A 19,092-nucleotide genomic window follows, 5' to 3' on the forward strand; every position below is an offset into this window, starting at 1 on the left:
GCTCAGCAATCGTTGGTTACATCTTTGATTTCTCGCGGAGTAACTTGTGATGCTGATAATCTGTTGACTAGCAGTCTGACTCCACAAGCACCCACACGAATTGCTTGATTCAGTTGTTAAAGAGCGGTTGGTTAAGATCTTTCGTCTCAACCGAGGCGCGCATTCTACAGCAGCCTCATTTGCTGTCAAGTGATTATTTTCAGAAGCTTTCAAAGTTTCCTTTGTAACTTCAACCACTTGCGCTTCAGATCTCTCGTCAGCGGGAGGCGAATTCTACAGCGTTACACGCTGCTGTCAACACCTCTTTTTCAACTCCCTTTGTGCTTCGATGAACTGAAGCAACCTGCTGCCGAAAACTGCGTAACTCTTTGTTTACCAAGGAGTTTTCCGTTTCGACTGCGCCGGAAGTGGGGCGAATTATAGGCTTCTAGAATTCGCCGTCAACCCCTTATTTCAGCTTTATTCGGATTTGAGCGTAATACGCGCAAATGCCTTCTTCCCGGCCTGGCAAACATGGGTCGCGCCCAATGCGTATATAAAGGTGCGATCGACAACCTCACCATCTATACGCACACCACCGGAACCCAGGAGATCTCGCGCCACCGCCGAGTTCTTAACCAACCCCGCTTTATTAAGGACAGCAGCGATCGGCATGTCTTCGGCAGCAGTCAATTCGATTTCCGGCAGATCATCCGGCAGCTCGCCATCCTTCATACGGTTACCGGCGGCACGATGAGCATTGGCCGCAGCCTCCTCACCATGGAAGCGCGCAACGATCTCCTCAGCCAACTTGATCTTGATATCGCGCGGATTGGCACCCGCCTCGACATCAGCGCGGAACGCATTGATCTCATCCATGGAGCGGAAGCTGAGCAACTCGAAGTAACGCCACATCAGCGCATCCGGAATGGAAACCAGCTTGCCGTACATCACACCCGGCGCCTCCTGGATGCCGACGTAGTTACCCAAGGACTTGGACATCTTCTTCACACCATCCAGACCCTCAAGCAGCGGCATGGTCAAAATGCACTGGGCTTCCTGACCATAACCACGCTGCAGCTCACGCCCCATCAGCAAGTTGAACTTCTGATCGGTGCCGCCGAGCTCCACGTCTGCGCGCAGAGCCACAGAGTCATAACCCTGAACCAGCGGATAAAGGAACTCATGAATGGCGATTGGCTGATTGGTTGTGTAGCGCTTGTCGAAGTCATCGCGCTCAAGCATACGAGCCACGGTGTATTGCGAAGTCAGGCGAATGAAGTCGGCCGGCCCCATCTGATCCATCCAGGTGGAGTTGAATGCCACTTCGGTTTTTGCCGGATCCAGAATCTTGAAGACCTGAGTCTTGTAGGTCTCGGCATTCTCGAGGACTTGCTCGCGAGTGAGCGGTGGACGCGTGGCACTCTTGCCACTCGGGTCGCCGATCATCCCGGTGAAGTCACCAATCAGGAAGATCACCTGATGCCCCAGCTCCTGGAACTGGCGCAGCTTATTAATAAGCACGGTGTGACCCAAGTGCAGATCCGGAGCCGTTGGATCGAAGCCCGCCTTAATACGTAGCGGCTGGCCACGCTTGAGCTTTTCAATCAGCTCGGACTCGACCAACAGTTCTTCCGCACCACGTTTGATCAGCGCTAGCTGCTCTTCAACCGACTTCATAACAGACCCGCAAGGCTCAGATTCAAAGGGAACCAACCATACAAGATCGCGCGTCAAATACAAGGTTTGCCCGGCGCACGGACGCCAATCCGCAGACAGAGTGCCTGCGGACTTGCTTCAGAGATGATTTGGTTATATTTTATACAGTTATTTCATCTTCATCATGTCATTCATCTTTTCCAATTCATCTTTTTCAAAGTCAAAACCACTTATGACCACAGAATCGTCTAAAGCGCCGCCGCTTTACCCGAAGACCCACTTGCTTGCTGCAAGTGGCATCGCCGCCCTTCTCAGTCTGGCGCTCCTGGTATTCCCTTCCAGCGATGTCGAAGCCAAAAAGACAACCCTGAGTCTTGAACTGGAAAGCCCTGCTGAACAACTGACACAAGAACAAGACGCTGCTGACGCCGTTCAAGCCACAAATGAACCAGCAACCTCCCCCTTCGCGCAGATCGAAAACAGCGCCGAGGACACCCAGGAAACCGCTCAAGCCGAACCTGCACCGGTGCCGGTCGTCGAAGAAAAGAAGACGGCAAGCCACAGGGAAGTGATCGTCACCAAGGGTGACACCCTCTCTACGCTGTTCGAGAAAGTCGGCCTCCCGGCCACCTCAGTGCACGACGTGCTGGCCAGCGACAAGCAGGCCAAGCAGTTCAGCCAGCTCAAGCACGGGCAAAAACTCGAATTCGAACTGAGTCCTGACGGTCAGTTGACCAACCTGCACAGCAAGCTCAACGACCTCGAAAGCATCAGCCTGACCAAGAACGACAAGGGCTATACCTTCAACCGCATTACCGCAAAACCAACCGTGCGCTCGGCTTACGTTCATGGCGTGATCAACAGCTCGCTGTCGCAGTCCGCAACCCGGGCCGGCTTGTCTCACAGCCTCACCATGGACATGGCCAGTGTGTTTGGCTACGACGTGGACTTCGCCCAGGATATTCGCCAGGGCGACGAGTTCGATGTGATCTACGAGCAAAAAGTGGTCAACGGCAAGGCCGTCGGCACTGGCCCGATCCTGTCGGCGCGCTTCACCAACCGCGGCAAGACCTACACCGCCGTGCGCTACACCAACAAACAAGGCAATAGCAGTTACTACACTGCTGACGGCAACAGCATGCGCAAGGCGTTCATCCGCACACCGGTGGACTTCGCCCGCATCAGCTCGAAATTTTCCATGGGCCGCAAACACCCGATCCTGAACAAGATCCGCGCTCACAAAGGCGTCGACTACGCTGCACCGCGTGGCACGCCGATCAAGGCTGCCGGTGATGGCAAGGTGTTGCTGGCCGGCCGCCGTGGTGGCTACGGCAATACCGTGATCCTTCAGCACGGCAACACCTACACCACGCTCTACGGCCACATGCAAGGCTTCGCCAAAGGCGTGAAGACTGGCGGCACGGTGAAACAGGGCCAGGTGATTGGCTATATCGGCACCACCGGTCTCTCCACCGGTCCGCACCTGCATTACGAGTTCCAGGTGAATGGCGTGCACGTCGACCCGCTGGGCCAGAAAGTCGCGATGGCCGATCCAATCTCCAAAGCCGAGCGCGCACGCTTCCTGGCACAGAGCCAACCGCTGATGGCGCGCATGGACCAGGAAAAAGCCACTCAGCTGGCTTCGGCCAAGCGTTAAGTCATGGCGCTTTATATAGGTGTGATGTCCGGGACCAGCCTTGATGGCCTGGACATCGCGCTGATCGAGCAGACCCCGGCGATCAGGCTGATCGCCACGCACTACATCCCCATGCCCGATTCCCTGCGTACAGAGCTGCTTGGCTTGTGCGCCAGCGGTCCGGACGAGATTGCCCGTTCCGCCATCGCCCAGCAAAACTGGGTAAAGCTCGCGGCACAGGGCATCAATACCCTCCTCGCTCAACAGCACCTCATCCCTGACGATATCCGCGCGATTGGCAGCCATGGCCAGACCATTCGCCATGAACCAGCGCGCGGTTTCACGGTGCAAATCGGCAACCCGGCGCTGCTGACCGAGCTGACGGGTATCACCGTGGTCAGCGACTTCCGCAGCCGCGACGTAGCCGCCGGCGGTCAAGGCGCTCCGCTGGTTCCAGCCTTTCATGAAGCCTTGTTCGAAGAGCGGGCCGGCAACCGTGCCGTACTGAACATCGGCGGTTTCAGCAACCTCAGCCTGATCGAGCCCGGCAAACCGGTGACCGGTTTCGACTGCGGCCCAGGGAATGTGCTGCTGGATGCCTGGATTCATCAGCAGCGCGGCGACACCTATGACCGTGACGGCCAATGGGCCGCCAGCGGCAAGGTTGAACCCGATCTGTTGAAGGCACTGCTCAGCGACCCCTTCTTCGTCACCCAAGGCCCGAAGAGCACCGGCCGGGAAGTTTTCAACCTGCCATGGTTGATGCAGCACCTGGCGCAGCTGCCGACCTTCGCTGCCGAAGACGTACAGGCAACGCTGCTTGAGCTGACCGCACTGACCATCATCGAATCGCTGCAAGGCGCCCAGAAAGAGACTCAAGAAGTGCTGGTCTGCGGCGGTGGCGCGCATAACGCCGCACTGATGAATCGCCTTGCCAGTCTGCTGCCGAAGGCGAAAGTCAGCAGCACATCAGCATATGGCGTCGATCCTGACTGGGTCGAAGCCATGGCGTTTGCCTGGCTCGCTCACTGCTGCCTCGAAGGCATCGCCGCCAATCGCCCAAGCGTTACCGGCGCCCGTGGATTACGGGTCCTCGGCGCCATCTACCCCGCATAAACCCTCCACACAGCAAAACGCCGCAAGGCCCTGAGGCCGTGCGGCGTTCTGTGAAACAGGTGCGCCGATCAGATCGAGAACGAAGAACCGCAGCCACAAGTGGTGGTCGCATTCGGGTTCTTGATGACGAAACGCGACCCTTCCAGACCTTCCTGGTAGTCCACCTCGGCACCTGCCAGATACTGGAAGCTCATCGGATCGACAACCAGACTCACACCTTCGCGCTCGACGATGGTGTCGTCATCGGCCACTTCTTCATCGAAGGTGAAGCCGTACTGAAAACCTGAACAACCGCCGCCCGTAACGAATACGCGCAGCTTCAACCGATCATTCCCCTCTTCATCGACCAGGCTCTTCACCTTGTGCGCGGCACCGTGGGTGAATTGCAAAGCCGTGGGGGTGAAGGATTCGACGCTCATGCTGACTATCTCCCGGCGTTACGCCGTCATATTGCGTGATGACGCGCATTATCCGCTTCTCCTAGAAAAGCGGTCAACTATTGTTATGGTATATCAACCAATCCAGTCGCCGGCCCGGAATGCAAAAAGGCCCGTCAGACGGGCCTTTTGCTGTACGCGATAACGCTTACGGCAGCATGCCGGCGTGGGACAGACCCAGACGCTCATCCAGCCCGAACAGAATGTTCATGTTCTGCACGGCCTGACCCGAAGCACCTTTGACCAGGTTGTCGATCACCGACAGCACCACCACCAGATCACCGTCCTGAGGGCGATGCACCGCAATGCGGCAGACGTTGGCACCCCGTACGCTACGCGTCTCCGGATGGCTGCCGGCCGGCATCACATCGACGAACGGTTCGTTGGCGTAGCGCTTTTCAAACAGCGCCTGCAGGTCCACCGAGCGATCAACAACGGTTGCGTAGAGTGTGGAGTGAATGCCACGAATCATCGGCGTCAGGTGCGGAACGAAGGTCAGGCCGACGTCCTTGCCAGCTGCACGACGCAGCCCCTGGCGAATCTCCGGCAGGTGACGGTGACCTTTGACCGCATAGGCCTTCATGCTTTCCGACGTTTCGGAGTACAGCGAGCCTACGGAAGCGCCACGACCGGCACCGCTGACGCCGGACTTGCAGTCAGCAATCAGATGCGCGGCATCGGCCAGGCCGGCTTCGAGCAATGGCAGGAAACCCAATTGCGTTGCAGTTGGATAGCAGCCCGGCACGGCAATCAGGCGCGCTTTCTTGATCTGTTCGCGATTGACTTCCGGCAAGCCGTAGACCGCCTCGTCCAGCAACTCCGGTGCACCGTGCGGCTGGCCGTACCACTTGGCCCATTCATCCGCATCTTGCAGACGGAAGTCCGCCGACAGGTCGATGACCTTGGTCCCGGCCGCCAGCAACTCGCCCGCCAAGGCATGGGCAACACCGTGCGGTGTGGCGAAGAACACCACATCACAGGCACCCAGGGTCTTGATGTCCGGAACGCTGAACGCCAGGCCGTCGTAATGGCCTCGCAGGTTCGGATACATGTCGGCCACGGCCAGGCCAGCCTCGGATCGGGAAGTGATGACAACCACCTCAGCTTGCGGATGTTGCGCCAACAGACGCAGCAGTTCGACACCGGTGTAACCCGTGCCGCCGACGATACCGACCTTGACCATAAACCTGCCCTCAACGAACCCACTGGAAAGCCGTCGATAATAGGGGCCGCGCGCCCCTGCGACAACCGTCAAGGTGACGTGCGGACGCTCAACCCCCTACTATTCCCACTACCGTGAATTGGGGAATAACCAAAAATGCTCTATCTGTGGCTCAAAGCGTTTCATATCGTCAGCGTCGTATGCTGGTTTGCCGGCCTGTTTTACCTGCCACGACTGTTCGTTTATCACGCACAAAGTGAAGACACGATCAGCAAGGAACGCTTCAGCGTCATGGAGCGCAAACTGTACCGGGGCATCATGGGCCCGGCGATGATCGCCACGCTGATCTTCGGCGGCTGGCTCATCTACCTCAATCCAGGCATCTTCAGCCAGGGTGGCTGGATACACGCCAAACTGACCCTGGTCGTGTTGCTGATCGGCTACCACCACATGTGCGGCGCCCAGGTAAAACGTTTTGCCCGTGGCGAGAACACCCGCAGCCATGTCTTTTATCGCTGGTTCAATGAAGTGCCGGTTCTGATATTGCTGGCTATCGTAATTCTGGTCGTCGTTCGGCCGCTCTAAATCCACCAGGCACAACTTACCGGGGTACTTCCAATGTCGCTGCCCGCTCTGCTCGAAGAACGTTTGCGTCTGCCCGTGGTGGCGGCGCCGATGTTCCTGATTTCCAATCCGCAATTGGTACTCGCCTGTTGTCGCCAGGGCGTGGTCGGCAGCTTCCCGGCGCTGAACCAGCGCGAAAGCAGCGGTTTCAAGGCCTGGCTGGAAGAAATCGAAGCCGGGCTGGCGACAATGGAGAATCCCGCGCCTTATGCCGTGAACCTGATCGTCCACAACAGCAATCCTCGTTTACAGGCGGATCTGCAGATCTGCGTCGAGCACAAAGTGCCGATCGTGATCACCAGCCTGGGCGCCGTGAAAGAACTGGTCGACGCGGTGCACAGCTACGGCGGCCTGGTGTTCCATGATGTGACCACTCGTCGTCATGCCGAGAAAGCGGCCGAAGCAGGCGTGGATGGCTTGATCGCCGTGGCTGCCGGCGCCGGTGGACACGCGGGGACCTGGAGCCCGTTCTCACTGATTGCCGAAATCCGCCAGTTTTTCGACAAGACCCTGTTACTGGCCGGCTGTTTGAACCACGGCCACGAAATTCTTGCCGCTCAATTGCTCGGCGCGGATCTGGCCTACTTTGGCACACGATTTATCGGCACGACCGAAAGTCACGCGCCCGACGCCTACAAAGAAATGCTGCTGACATCCAAAGCGGCAGACATCATCCATACTCCAGCCGTGTCGGGTGTCCCCGCGAGCTTCATGCGCAAGAGCCTGGAGGCCGCCGGTTTCGACATGGCCGCCTTGCAAGGCAAGGGCGAGATCAACTTCGGTTCCAAGCTCAAACCCGTGAGCGATGAGGCCAAAGCCTGGAAGACCGTTTGGTCTGCAGGCCAGGGCGTGGGAGAAATCGAAGACTTGCCGAGTGTCGAGCAGTTGATTGCGCGCCTCGACGCGGAGTACCGCCTGGCCCTGGAGCATGCCGCCCAGTTGCCAAAACGCTGGCCGCGCTGACAGCAAACCTTGGCCAGTCTTGCCCGGCTGGACTTACACTCGTCCGGGCACAACATTGTTCTTTCAACCTCTCGCGACAAGGATGCTTCGCACATGGGCGAAAATCATTTCAAAATCGTATTCGAGGGTGCCTTGCTGCCCGGTGTCGACATCACCACGGCAAAGCTCAATCTCGCCGATTTGTTCAAAAGCGATGTCACGGCCATTGAGCGCCTGTTCACCGGGCGTCCGGTAGCGCTCAAACGCAACCTGTCGCACGCCGATGCCCAGACCTATCTCCAGGCGCTGAGCAAAACCGGTATCGATGCCCGCATCGAAGCCGAAACGCCGATCGAGCTGAACCTCGCCGACGTTCATGACCATGCTCCGGCCAGCAGCCAGGCGCCTTTTGCAGATCCGCAGTCCCCTTACGCGCCGCCGCGCGCGCCCGTCGGCGAAGCCGTAGCGGAATTCGCCACGCTCAAACCCTTCAGTTTCGATGGCCGTATCGGCCGCTTGCGCTACCTCGCCTGGACGCTGGTGCTGTCAACTGTGCTCCTGGCCGTGTGCGGGGTGTTTGCCTTGGTCGCCCTGGCTATCATCGGCGCGGATTCGACCGCCGGCCTGATATTGGGCAGCTTGCTGGCCTTTATCCTGTTCATCGGATTTGTATCCGTCAGCATCCAGATCACCGTTCAACGTTTGCACGATGTCGGCTGGTCCGGCTGGCTGTGGCTGCTGAACCTGGTGCCGTTCGTTGGCAGTTTCTTTCCGTTCGTGATCATGGTTGTGCCGGGCAACGACACCGCCAACCGCTACGGCCCGCCCCCTCCGCCGAACAGTACCGCAGTCAAGGTACTGTCTTCGCTGTGGCTGATCGTTATCGCGCTGGTTCTGTTCGGCTCGCTGGCCGGTGGTCTCACGGCGATACGGGAAGAATACAAAAGCGCCGCCCAGAGCAGCTACGACAGCAGTTCGGTCACCACCGATGAAATCGAAGTCGAGGTCGAACCGGTGCCAAATTCCTCCGACGATGCAGCCGAAGAGGCCCAGCCCCCTGTAGACTCTGCGAAAGAATGAACAGCGCTCCTGGCCCCTGACACCTGCGTCGCGGCGCGGAGCTGTTGCGATGGAGAACTGCATGACCCGTTACGCTCTGATCACTGGCGCCTCCAGCGGCATCGGCCTGGCAATGGCCGAAGCGCTGGCCCGGCGCGGCCGCAGCCTGATTCTGGTGGCCCGACAACGTGATCAGCTGGAAAGTATTGCGATTGAACTGACCCAACGGTTCGGCGTGGAAGTGCTGTTCCGTGCCTGCGACCTGGGCGAACCGCTGCGCCTGTCCGGATTCCTGCTGGAGCTGGAAGAAGGCGACCGGCAAATCGATCTGCTGGTCAACTGCGCCGGTATCGGCACATGCGGCCCGTTTCTGGCCCAGGACTGGATGACCGAGCAAGACCTGATCGAAGTGAACATCCTCGCCCTCACCCGCCTGTGCCATGCCATCGGCAACAGCATGGCCCTGCAAGGCGGCGGGCAGATTCTGAATGTGGCCTCTGTGGCGGCGTTTCAGCCGGGGCCGTGGATGAGCACCTATTACGCCAGCAAGGCGTATGTGCTGCACTTTTCCGAAGGATTGCGCGTCGAACTGAAAAAATGCGCGATCAAGGTTTCGGTGCTCTGCCCCGGGCCGACCCGCACGGCGTTTTTCCGTACCGCGCAACTCGACAGCGAAAAGCTGACCAACAGCAAACTGCTGATGAGCCCCGAGGAAGTGGCGCTCTACACCGTGCGCGCACTGGAAAAAAACAAGGCGATCATCATTCCCGGGCGGCGCAACCGCTGGTTCGCCTTCCTGCCGCGGCTTGGCTCGCGGTGGCTGACTCGCACAATCGCCGGCATGGTCAACAAGGCCTACTGCCCGCGCTGATCCAACCCAAGGTAAAAGGCTGGGCGCAGGCATACGCCATGAGTACACTCAGGCCAGCCCAAACAACGGAGAAAACAGCTGTGGATACTCTGTTCACCAAGATCATCAACCGGGAAATCCCGGCGAAGATCATTTACGAGGACGACCAGGTTCTGGCCTTCCACGACATTGCCCCACAGGCACCGGTACATTTCCTGGTGGTCCCGAAGAAACCCGTTCGCACCCTGAACGACCTGACCGAGGACGACAAGACATTGGCGGGGCACATCCTGTTCACCGCCCAGCGCCTGGCAAAGGAACTGGGTTGCGAAGACGGCTTCCGCGTCGTCATGAACTGCAATGAACTGGGTGGGCAAACTGTCTATCACATACATATGCACGTACTGGGTCAGCGCCAGATGCACTGGCCGCCGGGCTGATTGCTGCCTCCCCCTGTGGGAGCGACGGTGCGGCGATCCGACTTGCTCGCGAAGACGAAGTATCAGCCAGCATGGATGCTGAATGTCAGACCCTCTTCGCGAGCAAGCCCGCTCCCACAAAAGGCATCACGACACTGTCACAGTCTCTGCATCACAATGACCCAGCGCAAACCTTCCCCGGCCGATTGGGTTAAACTGGCCGCCGAAATTCCCCCGGAGGTCAGCATGACAACCCAACGTCACTACTCGCCAATTGACCGCCTTCTGCTGCAAGCCGATGCCGCGATGCGCACACTGCTGCCCTTCAGCGGCCAGCCGTACCGTCCGTCGCCCGCCATCGTGCAGCCGGATGCGAAAATGAGCGACGAAGACACGCGCCACGTTGCCGGCCTGATGCGCATCAACCACACCGGCGAAGTCTGCGCCCAGGCGCTGTACCAGGGACAGGCGCTGACCGCCAAGCTGCCGCAAGTGCGTGCTGCGATGGAGCATGCCGCCGAAGAAGAAATCGATCACCTGGTCTGGTGCGAACAACGCATCCATCAACTGGGTAGCCACACCAGCATCCTCAATCCGCTGTTTTATGGCATGTCGTTCGGGATTGGCGCAGTGGCCGGCCTGATCAGCGACAAAGTCAGCCTGGGGTTCGTTGCGGCAACGGAAGACCAGGTGTGCAAACACCTGAACGAACATCTGGAGCAATTGCCGGCCGAGGATGAAAAATCCCGGGCGATTCTTGAACAGATGCGTATCGATGAAGAACAACATGCCGAAAGTGCGCTGGATGCTGGCGGGTTCCGCTTTCCGGCACCGGTGAAGTTCGGGATGAGCCTGATGGCCAAGGTGATGACCAAGAGTACTTATCGGATCTGATTTCAGATTTTTGTAGGAGCGAGCTTGCTCGCGATAAACCTGAGGGCAACGCGTTTACCCGGAAAACACGCGTTATCGTTAACGTCCATCGCGAGCAAGCTTGCTCCTACAAGGGCAAGACATAAAAAAGGCGACTGCCGTGAGGGAGTCGCCTTTTTTGTGTCCGAAAATCTTACGCCATATTGCGCGCGTAGAAGATTTCGAGCATTTCGTGTTTCACCCGCTCGGTCACCTGGGCGCGCTGCTCAGAGGACAGGTTGCTGGTGGCGTCGCCGAACAGGTAGTTATCCAGTTCGAAGTTCTTCAGCAGCATCTTGGTGTGGAACAGGTTTTCCTGATACACGTTTACGTCGGTCATCTGGTACGCGTCGTAAGTGTCATCGGAGAGGTAGTTCTGGATCGAATTGATCTCGTGGTCGATGAAGTGTTTTTTGCCTTCAACGTCACGGGTGAAGCCGCGCACACGGTAATCCACGGTCACGATGTCCGAATCGAACTGGTGAATCAGGAAGTTGAGCGCTTTAAGCGGTGAAATGACCCCGCAAGTCGACACGTCGATGTCCACACGGAAGGTTGCAATGCCGTCGTCCGGATGGATTTCCGGGTACGTGTGCACCGTGATGTGGCTCTTGTCGAGGTGGGCCAGGATGATTTCGGGCAACGGGCCCGGGGACTCTTCGATCTGGCTATCGGTCGGGGTCACCGGTTCTTCAGAAATCAGAATCGTGACGCTGGCGCCCTGTGGCTCATAGTCCTGACTGGCAATGTTCAGGATGTTGGCACCAATGATATCGACAACTTCCGTGAGGATCTGCGTCAGGCGTTTCGCGTTGTACTCTTTATTGATGTACTCGACGTAAGCCTGCTGGTCTTGCGGAGTTTCCGCGTAGCAGATGTCATAGATGTTGAAGCTCAAGGTCTTTGTCAGGTTATTGAACCCGTGGAGCTTGAGTTTGCTTTTCACCGTTAAAAACTCTCTATGTGTTTGCGGCCCGGCCGCGTGATCAAGCATGCCCGTCAGATGCGAACAACGCACCTGCGTAGGACGGTTAACACCTCTTCGCGATGGCGATTTTGGTTGTCTGTTCGGGTGCGAGGCCTGTCGGCTGACGGGCCACTACCCTGAAAAAAGTGGCGCATTATGCAGACGTCAGCTTGGGATCGCCAGAGTCTGCACTGCTTTTATGATAGTTGAATGTCGATTCAACCGAGCTCGATGATTTCGTAGTCGTGAGTAATCTCGACACCGGCCGCGCCGAGCATGATCGAGGCCGAGCAATACTTCTCGGCAGACAGCTCGATGGCACGTTTGACCTGGGCTTCTTTCAGCCCGCGGCCCTTGACCACGAAATGCATGTGGATCTTGGTGAACACCTTTGGATCTTCGGTCGCGCGCTCGGCTTCGAGGAAGGCCTCACAGCTTTCGACCGCCTGGCGGGACTTCTTGAGGATGCTGACCACATCGAAATTGCTGCAACCGCCGACACCCAGCAGCAACATTTCCATCGGCCGGACACCCAGGTTACGTCCGCCGGCATCGGGCGGACCGTCCATGACCACGACATGACCGCTACCGGATTCGCCGAGGAACATGGCTTCGCCAGCCCATTGGATGCGTGCCTTCATCGCCAAGACTCCACTGTATAAAAAAGGGTCGCCAGCTTAGCACAGGCCCCGTGATTGACAGCGCCCGGCATCCTAGGACATATCCCACCGCCTTGTAGGTAAATGCTCGAATATTGCAGGAAGTGTCTGTTAAGCTGACGCCAATTCGCTGGCGCATGGCCAGCTATGAAGCGACTAAAAAGATCGCAGACTTCGCCAGTTCCTACAAAAATCCAAACACTCCGTGCTGTCTTTTCGGGATACAACCATGGTTGCTATTGCCCCCAACCCCAAGATCAAGAACGTCGACAAGCTGTTGATGCATTGCCAGCGCCGCCGTTATCAGGCCAAGAGCAACATCATTTGTGCCGGCGACCGCTCGGAAACGCTGTTTTTCATCATCAAAGGCTCAGTCACCATCCTGATCGAAGATGACGACGGCCGGGAAATGATCATTTCCTACCTGAACCCCGGGGACTTTTTCGGCGAGTTGGGTCTGTTTGAGCAGGCCGGCCTGGAGCAGGAGCGCAGCGCCTGGGTGCGGGCCAAGGTTGAATGCGAAGTCGCAGAAATCAGCTACGCGAAATTCCGCGAGTTGTCCCTGCAGGATCCGGATATTCTTTACGTCCTCAGCGGACAAATCGCACAGCGCCTGCGCAACACTACGCGCAAGGTCGGTGACCTGGCATTCTTTGATGTAACCGGTCGAGTCGCCCGCTGTCTGCTGGAGCTGTGCAAACAGCCAGACGCCATGACGCACCCCGATGGCATGCAAATCAAGGTGACCCGTCAGGAAATCGGGCGGATTGTCGGTTGTTCGCGGGAGATGGTCGGTCGCGTGCTCAAGGATCTGGAAGAACGCAACCTGGTGGACGTCAAAGGCAAGACCATGGTGGTCTTCGGTACGCGATAAGCTCGAAAACCTAGCCGCTGAACATCTGCGCCAGCATCAACCGGTAGAGTTCGTCCAGACGTGCCAGTGCATGGGGTGCCGCGAACTTCTCATGCAGCGCGATGTGGCTTTCGGCGCGTACCCGTTGCTCCAGACCGCAGGCCTCGTTGAAACGATTGACCGCGGCGACCATCGACGCTCGCTCGTTATCGATCAGCATCGCTCCGTGCACCAGTCCTACCGGACGCTGCCCACCCTGACTCTGGCGCCAGCGCTGGGCGGTTCCGACCATTTTGCGTCCATCGAGGTTGACGTTGAAGCGACCGTCACAGAAAGCGCCTTCGATTTCACCCAGGGACGAAGTACCACCCAACTCATCCAGCAACTGACAAATCGGATCGCACAAACGGTGGTAACCGGTTTCGATGCGATTCAGATCCCCTTCGCTGCGCGGCGGCGCGTAAACCAGTGCGATGTTGATGGTCGAGGCAGATTGCGGCACCGGCTCGCCACCGGTTTCACGCAACAACACCGGCCAACCTGCCGCCGCCGACACTTCACATGCAGCCTCGAAACCGGGCAGGCGGTTCAAACGGCGCGGCATGACCAGCGCCCGATCGCTCGGCTGCCAGAACAGCACGCCGAACTCCGCGTCGCCGGCGCAAACCGAGGCCAACAGATCCTGCTCGGCTTGCAGGCCAGCTTCGATGGTCAGGGGGATAGGTGAGGTCATAAGCTATTCCGTAGGACATGAAGTCTGTAGTGCATCTTATGCCGCCTTCGCGAGCAAGCCCGCTCCCACTGTGGATTTCTGGTATTAGCAAATTCCTGTGTGGGAGCGGGCTTGCTCGCGAAGAGGTCAACTCGATCTGCGGGTAATCAGTCGAGGGTCGAGCCGCTGACGGGCACACCGCGCTCAGGGAAGAACAGGCGCTGCAACTCGGTACCCGGGCTTTCGGCACGCATGAAGGCTTCACCGACCAGGAACGCGTAGACGTCGCTGATTTCCATCAGCTCGACATCGGCGCGGTTGAGGATGCCGCTCTCGGTGATCACCAGACGATCACGCGGGATACGCGGCAACAGGTCGAGAGTGGTTTCCAGACTGACGTCGAAGGTGTGCAGGTTACGGTTGTTGACCCCGACCAACGGCGTGTCGAGGGTTTTCAACGCGCGCTCCAGTTCATCGCCATCGTGCACTTCAACCAGCACATCGAGATTGACGCTTTTGGCCACGGCCGCCAGCTCGGCCATTTTCACGTCATCCAGTGCGGAGACAATCAACAACACGCAATCGGCGCCCAGTGCACGAGCTTCGACGATCTGGTACGGATCGATCATGAAGTCCTTGCGGATCACCGGCAGGTTGCATGCCGCACGGGCCTGCTGCAGGTAGGCATCAGCGCCCTGGAAATAATCGATATCGGTGAGCACCGACAGGCAGGTCGCACCGCCCTTCTCGTAGCTTCTGGCGATGTCGGCGGGAACGAAGTTCTCGCGGATCACGCCTTTGCTCGGCGAGGCTTTCTTGATTTCTGCAATGACTGCCGGTTGCTTCAACTTGGCCTGGGCCAGCAACGCCTTGGCAAAACCTCGGGGTGCATCGGCCGCCTTGGCCAGATTTTCCAGCTCGGCGAGGCTGACGCGAGCGCTACGCTCGGCGACTTCCTCAACCTTGCGCGCCAGAATCTTTTCCAGAACCGTCGGTACACTCATCCCTCATTCTCCACTTTGAATACCGCGGTAAATGCACCCAGTTCCTCAAGCTTTTCTCGAGCGAGGCCGGTGTGCAGCGCATCGTGCGCCAAGGCAACGCCTTCTTTCAGGCTGCTGGCAAGGTCGGCCGCGTACAGTGCGGCACCGGCATTGAGCACGATCATTTCGGCGGCTTTCTGGCCGTTCTCGGTTTTGCGTTTGCCCAATGCGTCGCGGATCAGCGCCAGCGAAGCTTCCGGGCCATCAACCGACAGACCGTGCAGGCTCTGGCTCTTCATGCCCAGATCTTCCGGCTCGACCCAATATTCGGTGATCTCGTTGTTTTTCAGCTCGGCAACAAAAGTCGGCGCGGCGAGACTGAACTCGTCCAGACCATCTTTCGAATGCACTACCAGCACATGTTTGCTGCCCAGACGTTGCAAGACCTCGGCCAATGGCCGGCACAGCGCCGGAGTGAACACGCCCACTACCTGATGTTTCACACCGGCCGGATTCGTAAGCGGGCCGAGCATGTTGAACAGCGTACGCAGGCCAAGATCGCGGCGCGGACCGGCGGCGTACTTCATGGCCTTGTGGTGGGTCTGGGCAAACATGAAACCGATGCCAACGTTGTCGATGCAGCGCGCCACTTGCACCGGGGTCAGGCTCAGATAGATACCGGCGGCTTCCAGCAGATCGGCACTGCCGCTCTTGCCCGATACCGCACGGTTGCCGTGCTTGGCCACGGTGCAACCGGCCGCCGCGACGACAAAGGAAGAAGCCGTGGACACGTTGAAGATGTTCGCACCGTCACCGCCGGTGCCGACCACATCGACCACACCGTCGAGGGTCTTGAGTTCGACCTTGTCCGCCAGTTCGCGCATCACCGACACGGCACCGACGATTTCGTCGATGCTTTCGCTCTTCATGCGCATGGCCATCATGAACGCGCCAATCTGCGCATCCGAGCATTGCCCGGTCATGATCTCGCGCATGACATCGCGCATTTCATCGGTGCTGAGGTCGAGGTGATCGACGATACGGCTCAGGGCTGTCTTGATGTTCATGAAAAGTCCTTAGCGCGTGCCGCCGGTTTGTTTGAGGAAGTTGGCGAACAGTTCGTGGCCCTGTTCGGTGAGGATCGACTCAGGGTGGAACTGCACGCCTTCGATGTTCAGAGTCTTGTGACGCAGGCCCATGATCTCGTCGACCGAGCCGTCTTCGAGCTGGGTCCAGGCGGTCAGCTCCAGGCAATCGGGCAGGGTTTCGCGCTTGACGATCAATGAATGATAGCGGGTCACCGTCAGCGGACGATTCAGGCCTTCGAATACACCCTTGTCCTCGTGAAATACCGGGCTAGTCTTACCATGCATCACTTGGCGGGCGCGCACCACATCACCGCCAAAAGCCTGGCCGATGGATTGGTGGCCGAGGCAGACGCCAAGAATCGGAAGTTTGCCGGCGAAATGCTTGATCGCTTCAATCGAGATGCCGGCTTCGGTCGGGGTGCAAGGACCGGGGGACACAACGATGCGTTCAGGGTTGAGGGCTTCGATTTCAGCGATGGTCAGTTCATCGTTGCGCACGACTTTAACCTGGGAGCCGAGCTCGCCCAGGTACTGCACAACGTTGTAGGTAAAGGAGTCGTAGTTATCGATCATCAGCAACATGGCGTTAAGAACCTCTTGAATTCACTGACTTTAAAGATGGCCTTCGAATGATTTACCCGCAGAGCGCTGCACTTTGTCAGGTGCCGGTGTAGCGCCAGCAAAGCGGCATTTCAAACAGGTAAAGAAGGCAAAGCGGTACAGGTCCGGCGAAGCCGGCAAAAGAATTCAGGCGCGCCAACGCCAGCGGGCGTGTGCCTTGATGACTTGATCCAGGAGTTTACTGATGATCAACACGGGGAAGGTCTCGTTCGTACGTCCCGGCACAGTAACTTAGCTGGGCAGAGCGCGCAATATCACCGGGGGTGCTGCCCGCGAAACTATCAAAGGCTTCGCGACAGATGGCAAAAGGCCGGAAGTTTTTGGTACTGTCGTTTCGTTCACTAAAACAATAAATAAACGGACTTGCTCATGATCAAACAGACGTTGTTTGTACCGCTCGCAGGATGCTTGCTCGCGATCGCATGCGCCCAGGCGAACGCCGCACCTAATCCTTATACAAATTTCGTTGTCTTCGGGGACAGCCTCAACGATGCAGGGACCTTTGCCGACACGGGCGGGCCTGCCGGGGCGACGCAGCGCTTCACCAACCGGACGGGGCCGGTGTACCTGGATGGCAGCGGCGAAGTCCGCTCGCTCAACTCCACACAGATTCTGGGCGGAAAACTGGGGTTCTCGGCGGACCAGACCGCTTCATCATCTTCGGCGGTACGCGCCAGCAACGGCCAGCCCGATGGTAACAACTGGGCTGTAGGCGGCTACCGTACCGACCAGATTCTTGATTCGATTACCAGCACCTCCGCCACCGGCGAACGCACCCGGGCCGGCTATCTTCCATCCAATAACTTCCGTGCCGACCCGAACGCACTGTATTACCTGTCAGGTGGCGGTAACGACTTCCTGCAAGGACGCGTCACCAGCCTGCCACAGGCCAGTGCCGCCGCCGACCGCCTGGCCGATAGCGTGCAGACGCTGCAAACCGCCGGCGCCAGATACGTCATGGTCTGGTTGCTACCCGATATCGGCTTTACCCCCGCATTCAACGGCACCCCGCTGCAAGCGTTCACGTCCCAGCTCAGCGCCCAGTTCAACACTGAACTGGTAAGCCGACTGCAAAACATCAATGCCGAAGTCATCCCGCTGAACATTCCGATATTGCTCAAAGAGACGTTCGCCAACCCGGCACAGTTTGGCCTGGCCACCGACCAGAACCTCATCACCACCTGCTTCAGCGGCAGCGGTTGCACCGAGAACGCCCGCTACGGCATCAACAGCGCCACGCCGGACCCGACCAAGCTGATCTACAACGACTCGGTGCACCCCACCGAAGCCGGGCAGCGCCTGATCGCCGATTACGCGTACTCCCTGCTGGCGGCGCCGTGGGAGCTGACCCTGTTGCCGGAAATGGCCCAGGGCACCGTGCGCGCGCATCAGGATGAATTGCGCAACCAGTGGCTGGCCGATTGGGAAAACTGGCAAGGTGTCGGCCAATGGCGAGCCATTGTTTCCGGCGGCGGACAGCATCAGGACTTTGACGGTCAGGACAGCGTGGCAAGCGCCGACGGCAACGGCGCCAACCTGAACATCGGTGGCAGCTATCGTCTCGACGATGCCTGGCGTGTTGGTCTGGTCGCCGGTTTCTATAATCAGGAACTCGAAGCCGGCAACAACGACTCCGACTACAAGCTCAACACTTACCTGGGCACGGCATTCGCCCAGTACCAGCAAAACCGTGTGTGGGCTGACGCGGCGTTGACGGCCGGGCATCTGGATTACGACAGCCTCAAGCGTAAATTCCAGCTGGGCGTCAACGAACGCGGCGAAAAAGGCGATACCAGCGGCTACGTCGAAGCCTTCAGCGCACGCGTGGGTTACGACATTGCGCAACAAGCCAGCAGCCCCTGGCACCTGTCGCCGTTTGTCAGCGCCGACTTCTCCAAGGTACAAGTCGATGGTTACTCGGAGGACGGCAACAATTCCACGGCGCTGACCTTTGCCGATCAGGAGCGTATTTCCCGGCGCCTGGGCGCTGGCCTGCAGGGCAAATACCAGATTACCCCGCAAACCCAGGTGTTCGGCGAAGCGGCAATCGAGCGTGAGTACAACGACGATACCCAGGACGTGGACATCAACCTCAACAGCCTGCCGAACAACCAGTTCACGCTGGAAGGCTACACCCCGCAAAGTCACTTGCAACGTGTGAACCTGGGGGTGAGCCACAACCTCACCAAGGACCTGGCACTGCGCGCCAGCTATAACATTCGCAAAGACGACGACTTCACCCAACAAGGCATCAACGTAGGTGTTGCGCTGGACTTCTGATGTGCAGGCAATAAAAAACGCGGCGCCCTCACAGGCGCCGCGTTTTTTTTGAGTGAATACATTTTGTGGCGAGGGGGCTTGCCCCCGTTGGGTCGCAAAGCGACCCTTTGCATTCTTTCAGCCTTATCGAGTCG

General features: G+C 58.4%; 19 protein-coding genes. 10 read left to right on the forward strand and 9 right to left on the reverse strand.

Annotation, left to right across the window (positions count from 1 at the left end; genetic code table 11):
• Positions 1–459: 459 nt before the first annotated feature.
• Positions 460–1,659: a tyrosine--tRNA ligase gene (tyrS, locus tag KGB20_RS06815; protein WP_008051666.1), complete on the reverse strand. Its 1,200-nt coding sequence runs from the start codon at positions 1,657–1,659 to the stop codon at positions 460–462.
• Positions 1,660–1,870: 211 nt separating this feature from the next.
• On the opposite strand from tyrS, the gene KGB20_RS06820 reads away from it, so the two are divergent.
• On the forward strand, positions 1,871–3,295 hold the full coding sequence (locus KGB20_RS06820) for a peptidoglycan DD-metalloendopeptidase family protein (protein WP_154909856.1): 1,425 nt from the start codon (positions 1,871–1,873) through the stop codon (positions 3,293–3,295).
• Between the two features lie 3 nt (positions 3,296–3,298).
• Positions 3,299–4,390, forward strand: coding sequence for an anhydro-N-acetylmuramic acid kinase (locus KGB20_RS06825; protein ID WP_154909858.1), 1,092 nt, complete (start codon positions 3,299–3,301; stop codon positions 4,388–4,390).
• 68 nt (positions 4,391–4,458) lie between these two features.
• Here the strand turns inward: KGB20_RS06825 and erpA are convergent, their stop codons facing one another.
• Positions 4,459–4,809 carry an iron-sulfur cluster insertion protein ErpA gene (gene erpA, locus KGB20_RS06830; protein ID WP_007906865.1) on the reverse strand — a complete coding sequence of 117 codons (351 nt, stop codon included), beginning with the start codon at positions 4,807–4,809 and terminating at the stop codon, positions 4,459–4,461.
• Between the two features lie 166 nt (positions 4,810–4,975).
• Positions 4,976–6,010, reverse strand: coding sequence for an N-acetyl-gamma-glutamyl-phosphate reductase (gene argC, locus KGB20_RS06835; protein WP_007980174.1), 1,035 nt, complete (start codon positions 6,008–6,010; stop codon positions 4,976–4,978).
• 135 nt (positions 6,011–6,145) lie between these two features.
• On the opposite strand from argC, the gene hemJ reads away from it, so the two are divergent.
• The 6 genes from hemJ to coq7 all read left to right on the forward strand — a co-directional run bounded on the left by hemJ (position 6,146) and on the right by coq7 (position 10,777).
• Entirely contained in the window at positions 6,146–6,574 is a 429-nt protein-coding gene (hemJ, locus tag KGB20_RS06840) for a protoporphyrinogen oxidase HemJ (RefSeq protein WP_223532181.1), read from the forward strand.
• 33 nt (positions 6,575–6,607) lie between these two features.
• Entirely contained in the window at positions 6,608–7,576 is a 969-nt protein-coding gene (locus tag KGB20_RS06845; RefSeq protein WP_154909859.1) for an NAD(P)H-dependent flavin oxidoreductase, read from the forward strand.
• 93 nt (positions 7,577–7,669) lie between these two features.
• Complete coding sequence (locus KGB20_RS06850; RefSeq protein ID WP_223532183.1) at positions 7,670–8,635, forward strand: DUF805 domain-containing protein; 966 nt, start codon at positions 7,670–7,672, stop codon at positions 8,633–8,635.
• 61 nt (positions 8,636–8,696) lie between these two features.
• A complete protein-coding gene (locus KGB20_RS06855) occupies positions 8,697–9,485 on the forward strand; it encodes an SDR family NAD(P)-dependent oxidoreductase (RefSeq protein WP_032829767.1) in 789 nt (262 codons plus the stop codon).
• 80 nt (positions 9,486–9,565) lie between these two features.
• Complete coding sequence (locus tag KGB20_RS06860) at positions 9,566–9,904, forward strand: histidine triad nucleotide-binding protein (protein WP_057713090.1); 339 nt, start codon at positions 9,566–9,568, stop codon at positions 9,902–9,904.
• Positions 9,905–10,129: 225 nt separating this feature from the next.
• Positions 10,130–10,777: a 2-polyprenyl-3-methyl-6-methoxy-1,4-benzoquinone monooxygenase gene (gene coq7 / locus KGB20_RS06865; protein ID WP_008051652.1), complete on the forward strand. Its 648-nt coding sequence runs from the start codon at positions 10,130–10,132 to the stop codon at positions 10,775–10,777.
• Between the two features lie 172 nt (positions 10,778–10,949).
• Here coq7 and speD read toward each other — a convergent pair whose 3' ends face one another.
• Together speD and KGB20_RS06875 are read right to left on the reverse strand one after the other, a co-directional pair.
• A complete protein-coding gene (gene speD, locus KGB20_RS06870; protein ID WP_057713089.1) occupies positions 10,950–11,741 on the reverse strand; it encodes an adenosylmethionine decarboxylase in 792 nt (263 codons plus the stop codon).
• Between the two features lie 239 nt (positions 11,742–11,980).
• Positions 11,981–12,403, reverse strand: coding sequence for an OsmC family protein (locus tag KGB20_RS06875; RefSeq protein WP_008061600.1), 423 nt, complete (start codon positions 12,401–12,403; stop codon positions 11,981–11,983).
• Positions 12,404–12,650: 247 nt separating this feature from the next.
• On the opposite strand from KGB20_RS06875, the gene crp reads away from it, so the two are divergent.
• Complete coding sequence (gene crp, locus KGB20_RS06880; protein WP_154861053.1) at positions 12,651–13,295, forward strand: cAMP-activated global transcriptional regulator CRP; 645 nt, start codon at positions 12,651–12,653, stop codon at positions 13,293–13,295.
• A gap of 10 nt (positions 13,296–13,305) precedes the next feature.
• On the opposite strand, the gene KGB20_RS06885 is transcribed toward crp, so the two are convergent.
• The 4 genes from KGB20_RS06885 to KGB20_RS06900 form a co-directional block, all read right to left on the reverse strand.
• Positions 13,306–14,007 (reverse strand): biotin/lipoate A/B protein ligase family protein, encoded by a 702-nt coding sequence (locus tag KGB20_RS06885; RefSeq protein WP_154861052.1) that lies wholly within the window; start codon positions 14,005–14,007, stop codon positions 13,306–13,308.
• 146 nt (positions 14,008–14,153) lie between these two features.
• Positions 14,154–14,990, reverse strand: coding sequence for an indole-3-glycerol phosphate synthase TrpC (gene trpC / locus KGB20_RS06890; RefSeq protein ID WP_090451728.1), 837 nt, complete (start codon positions 14,988–14,990; stop codon positions 14,154–14,156).
• Positions 14,987–16,036, reverse strand: a complete 1,050-nt coding sequence (gene trpD / locus KGB20_RS06895; protein WP_154909861.1) for an anthranilate phosphoribosyltransferase — start codon at positions 16,034–16,036, stop codon at positions 14,987–14,989. The genes trpC and trpD overlap by 4 nt, the downstream gene beginning before the upstream one ends.
• A 9-nt stretch (positions 16,037–16,045) precedes the next feature.
• On the reverse strand, positions 16,046–16,639 hold the full coding sequence (locus KGB20_RS06900) for an aminodeoxychorismate/anthranilate synthase component II (protein ID WP_007906885.1): 594 nt from the start codon (positions 16,637–16,639) through the stop codon (positions 16,046–16,048).
• Positions 16,640–17,047: 408 nt separating this feature from the next.
• Here KGB20_RS06900 and estP point away from each other — a divergent pair, with 408 nt between their 5' ends.
• A complete protein-coding gene (gene estP / locus KGB20_RS06905; protein WP_154947866.1) occupies positions 17,048–18,958 on the forward strand; it encodes an esterase EstP in 1,911 nt (636 codons plus the stop codon).
• Positions 18,959–19,092 lie beyond the last annotated feature (134 nt).

The organism is Pseudomonas sp. BF-R-30, from assembly GCF_019956175.1.
GTDB lineage: Bacteria > Pseudomonadota > Gammaproteobacteria > Pseudomonadales > Pseudomonadaceae > Aquipseudomonas > Aquipseudomonas jessenii.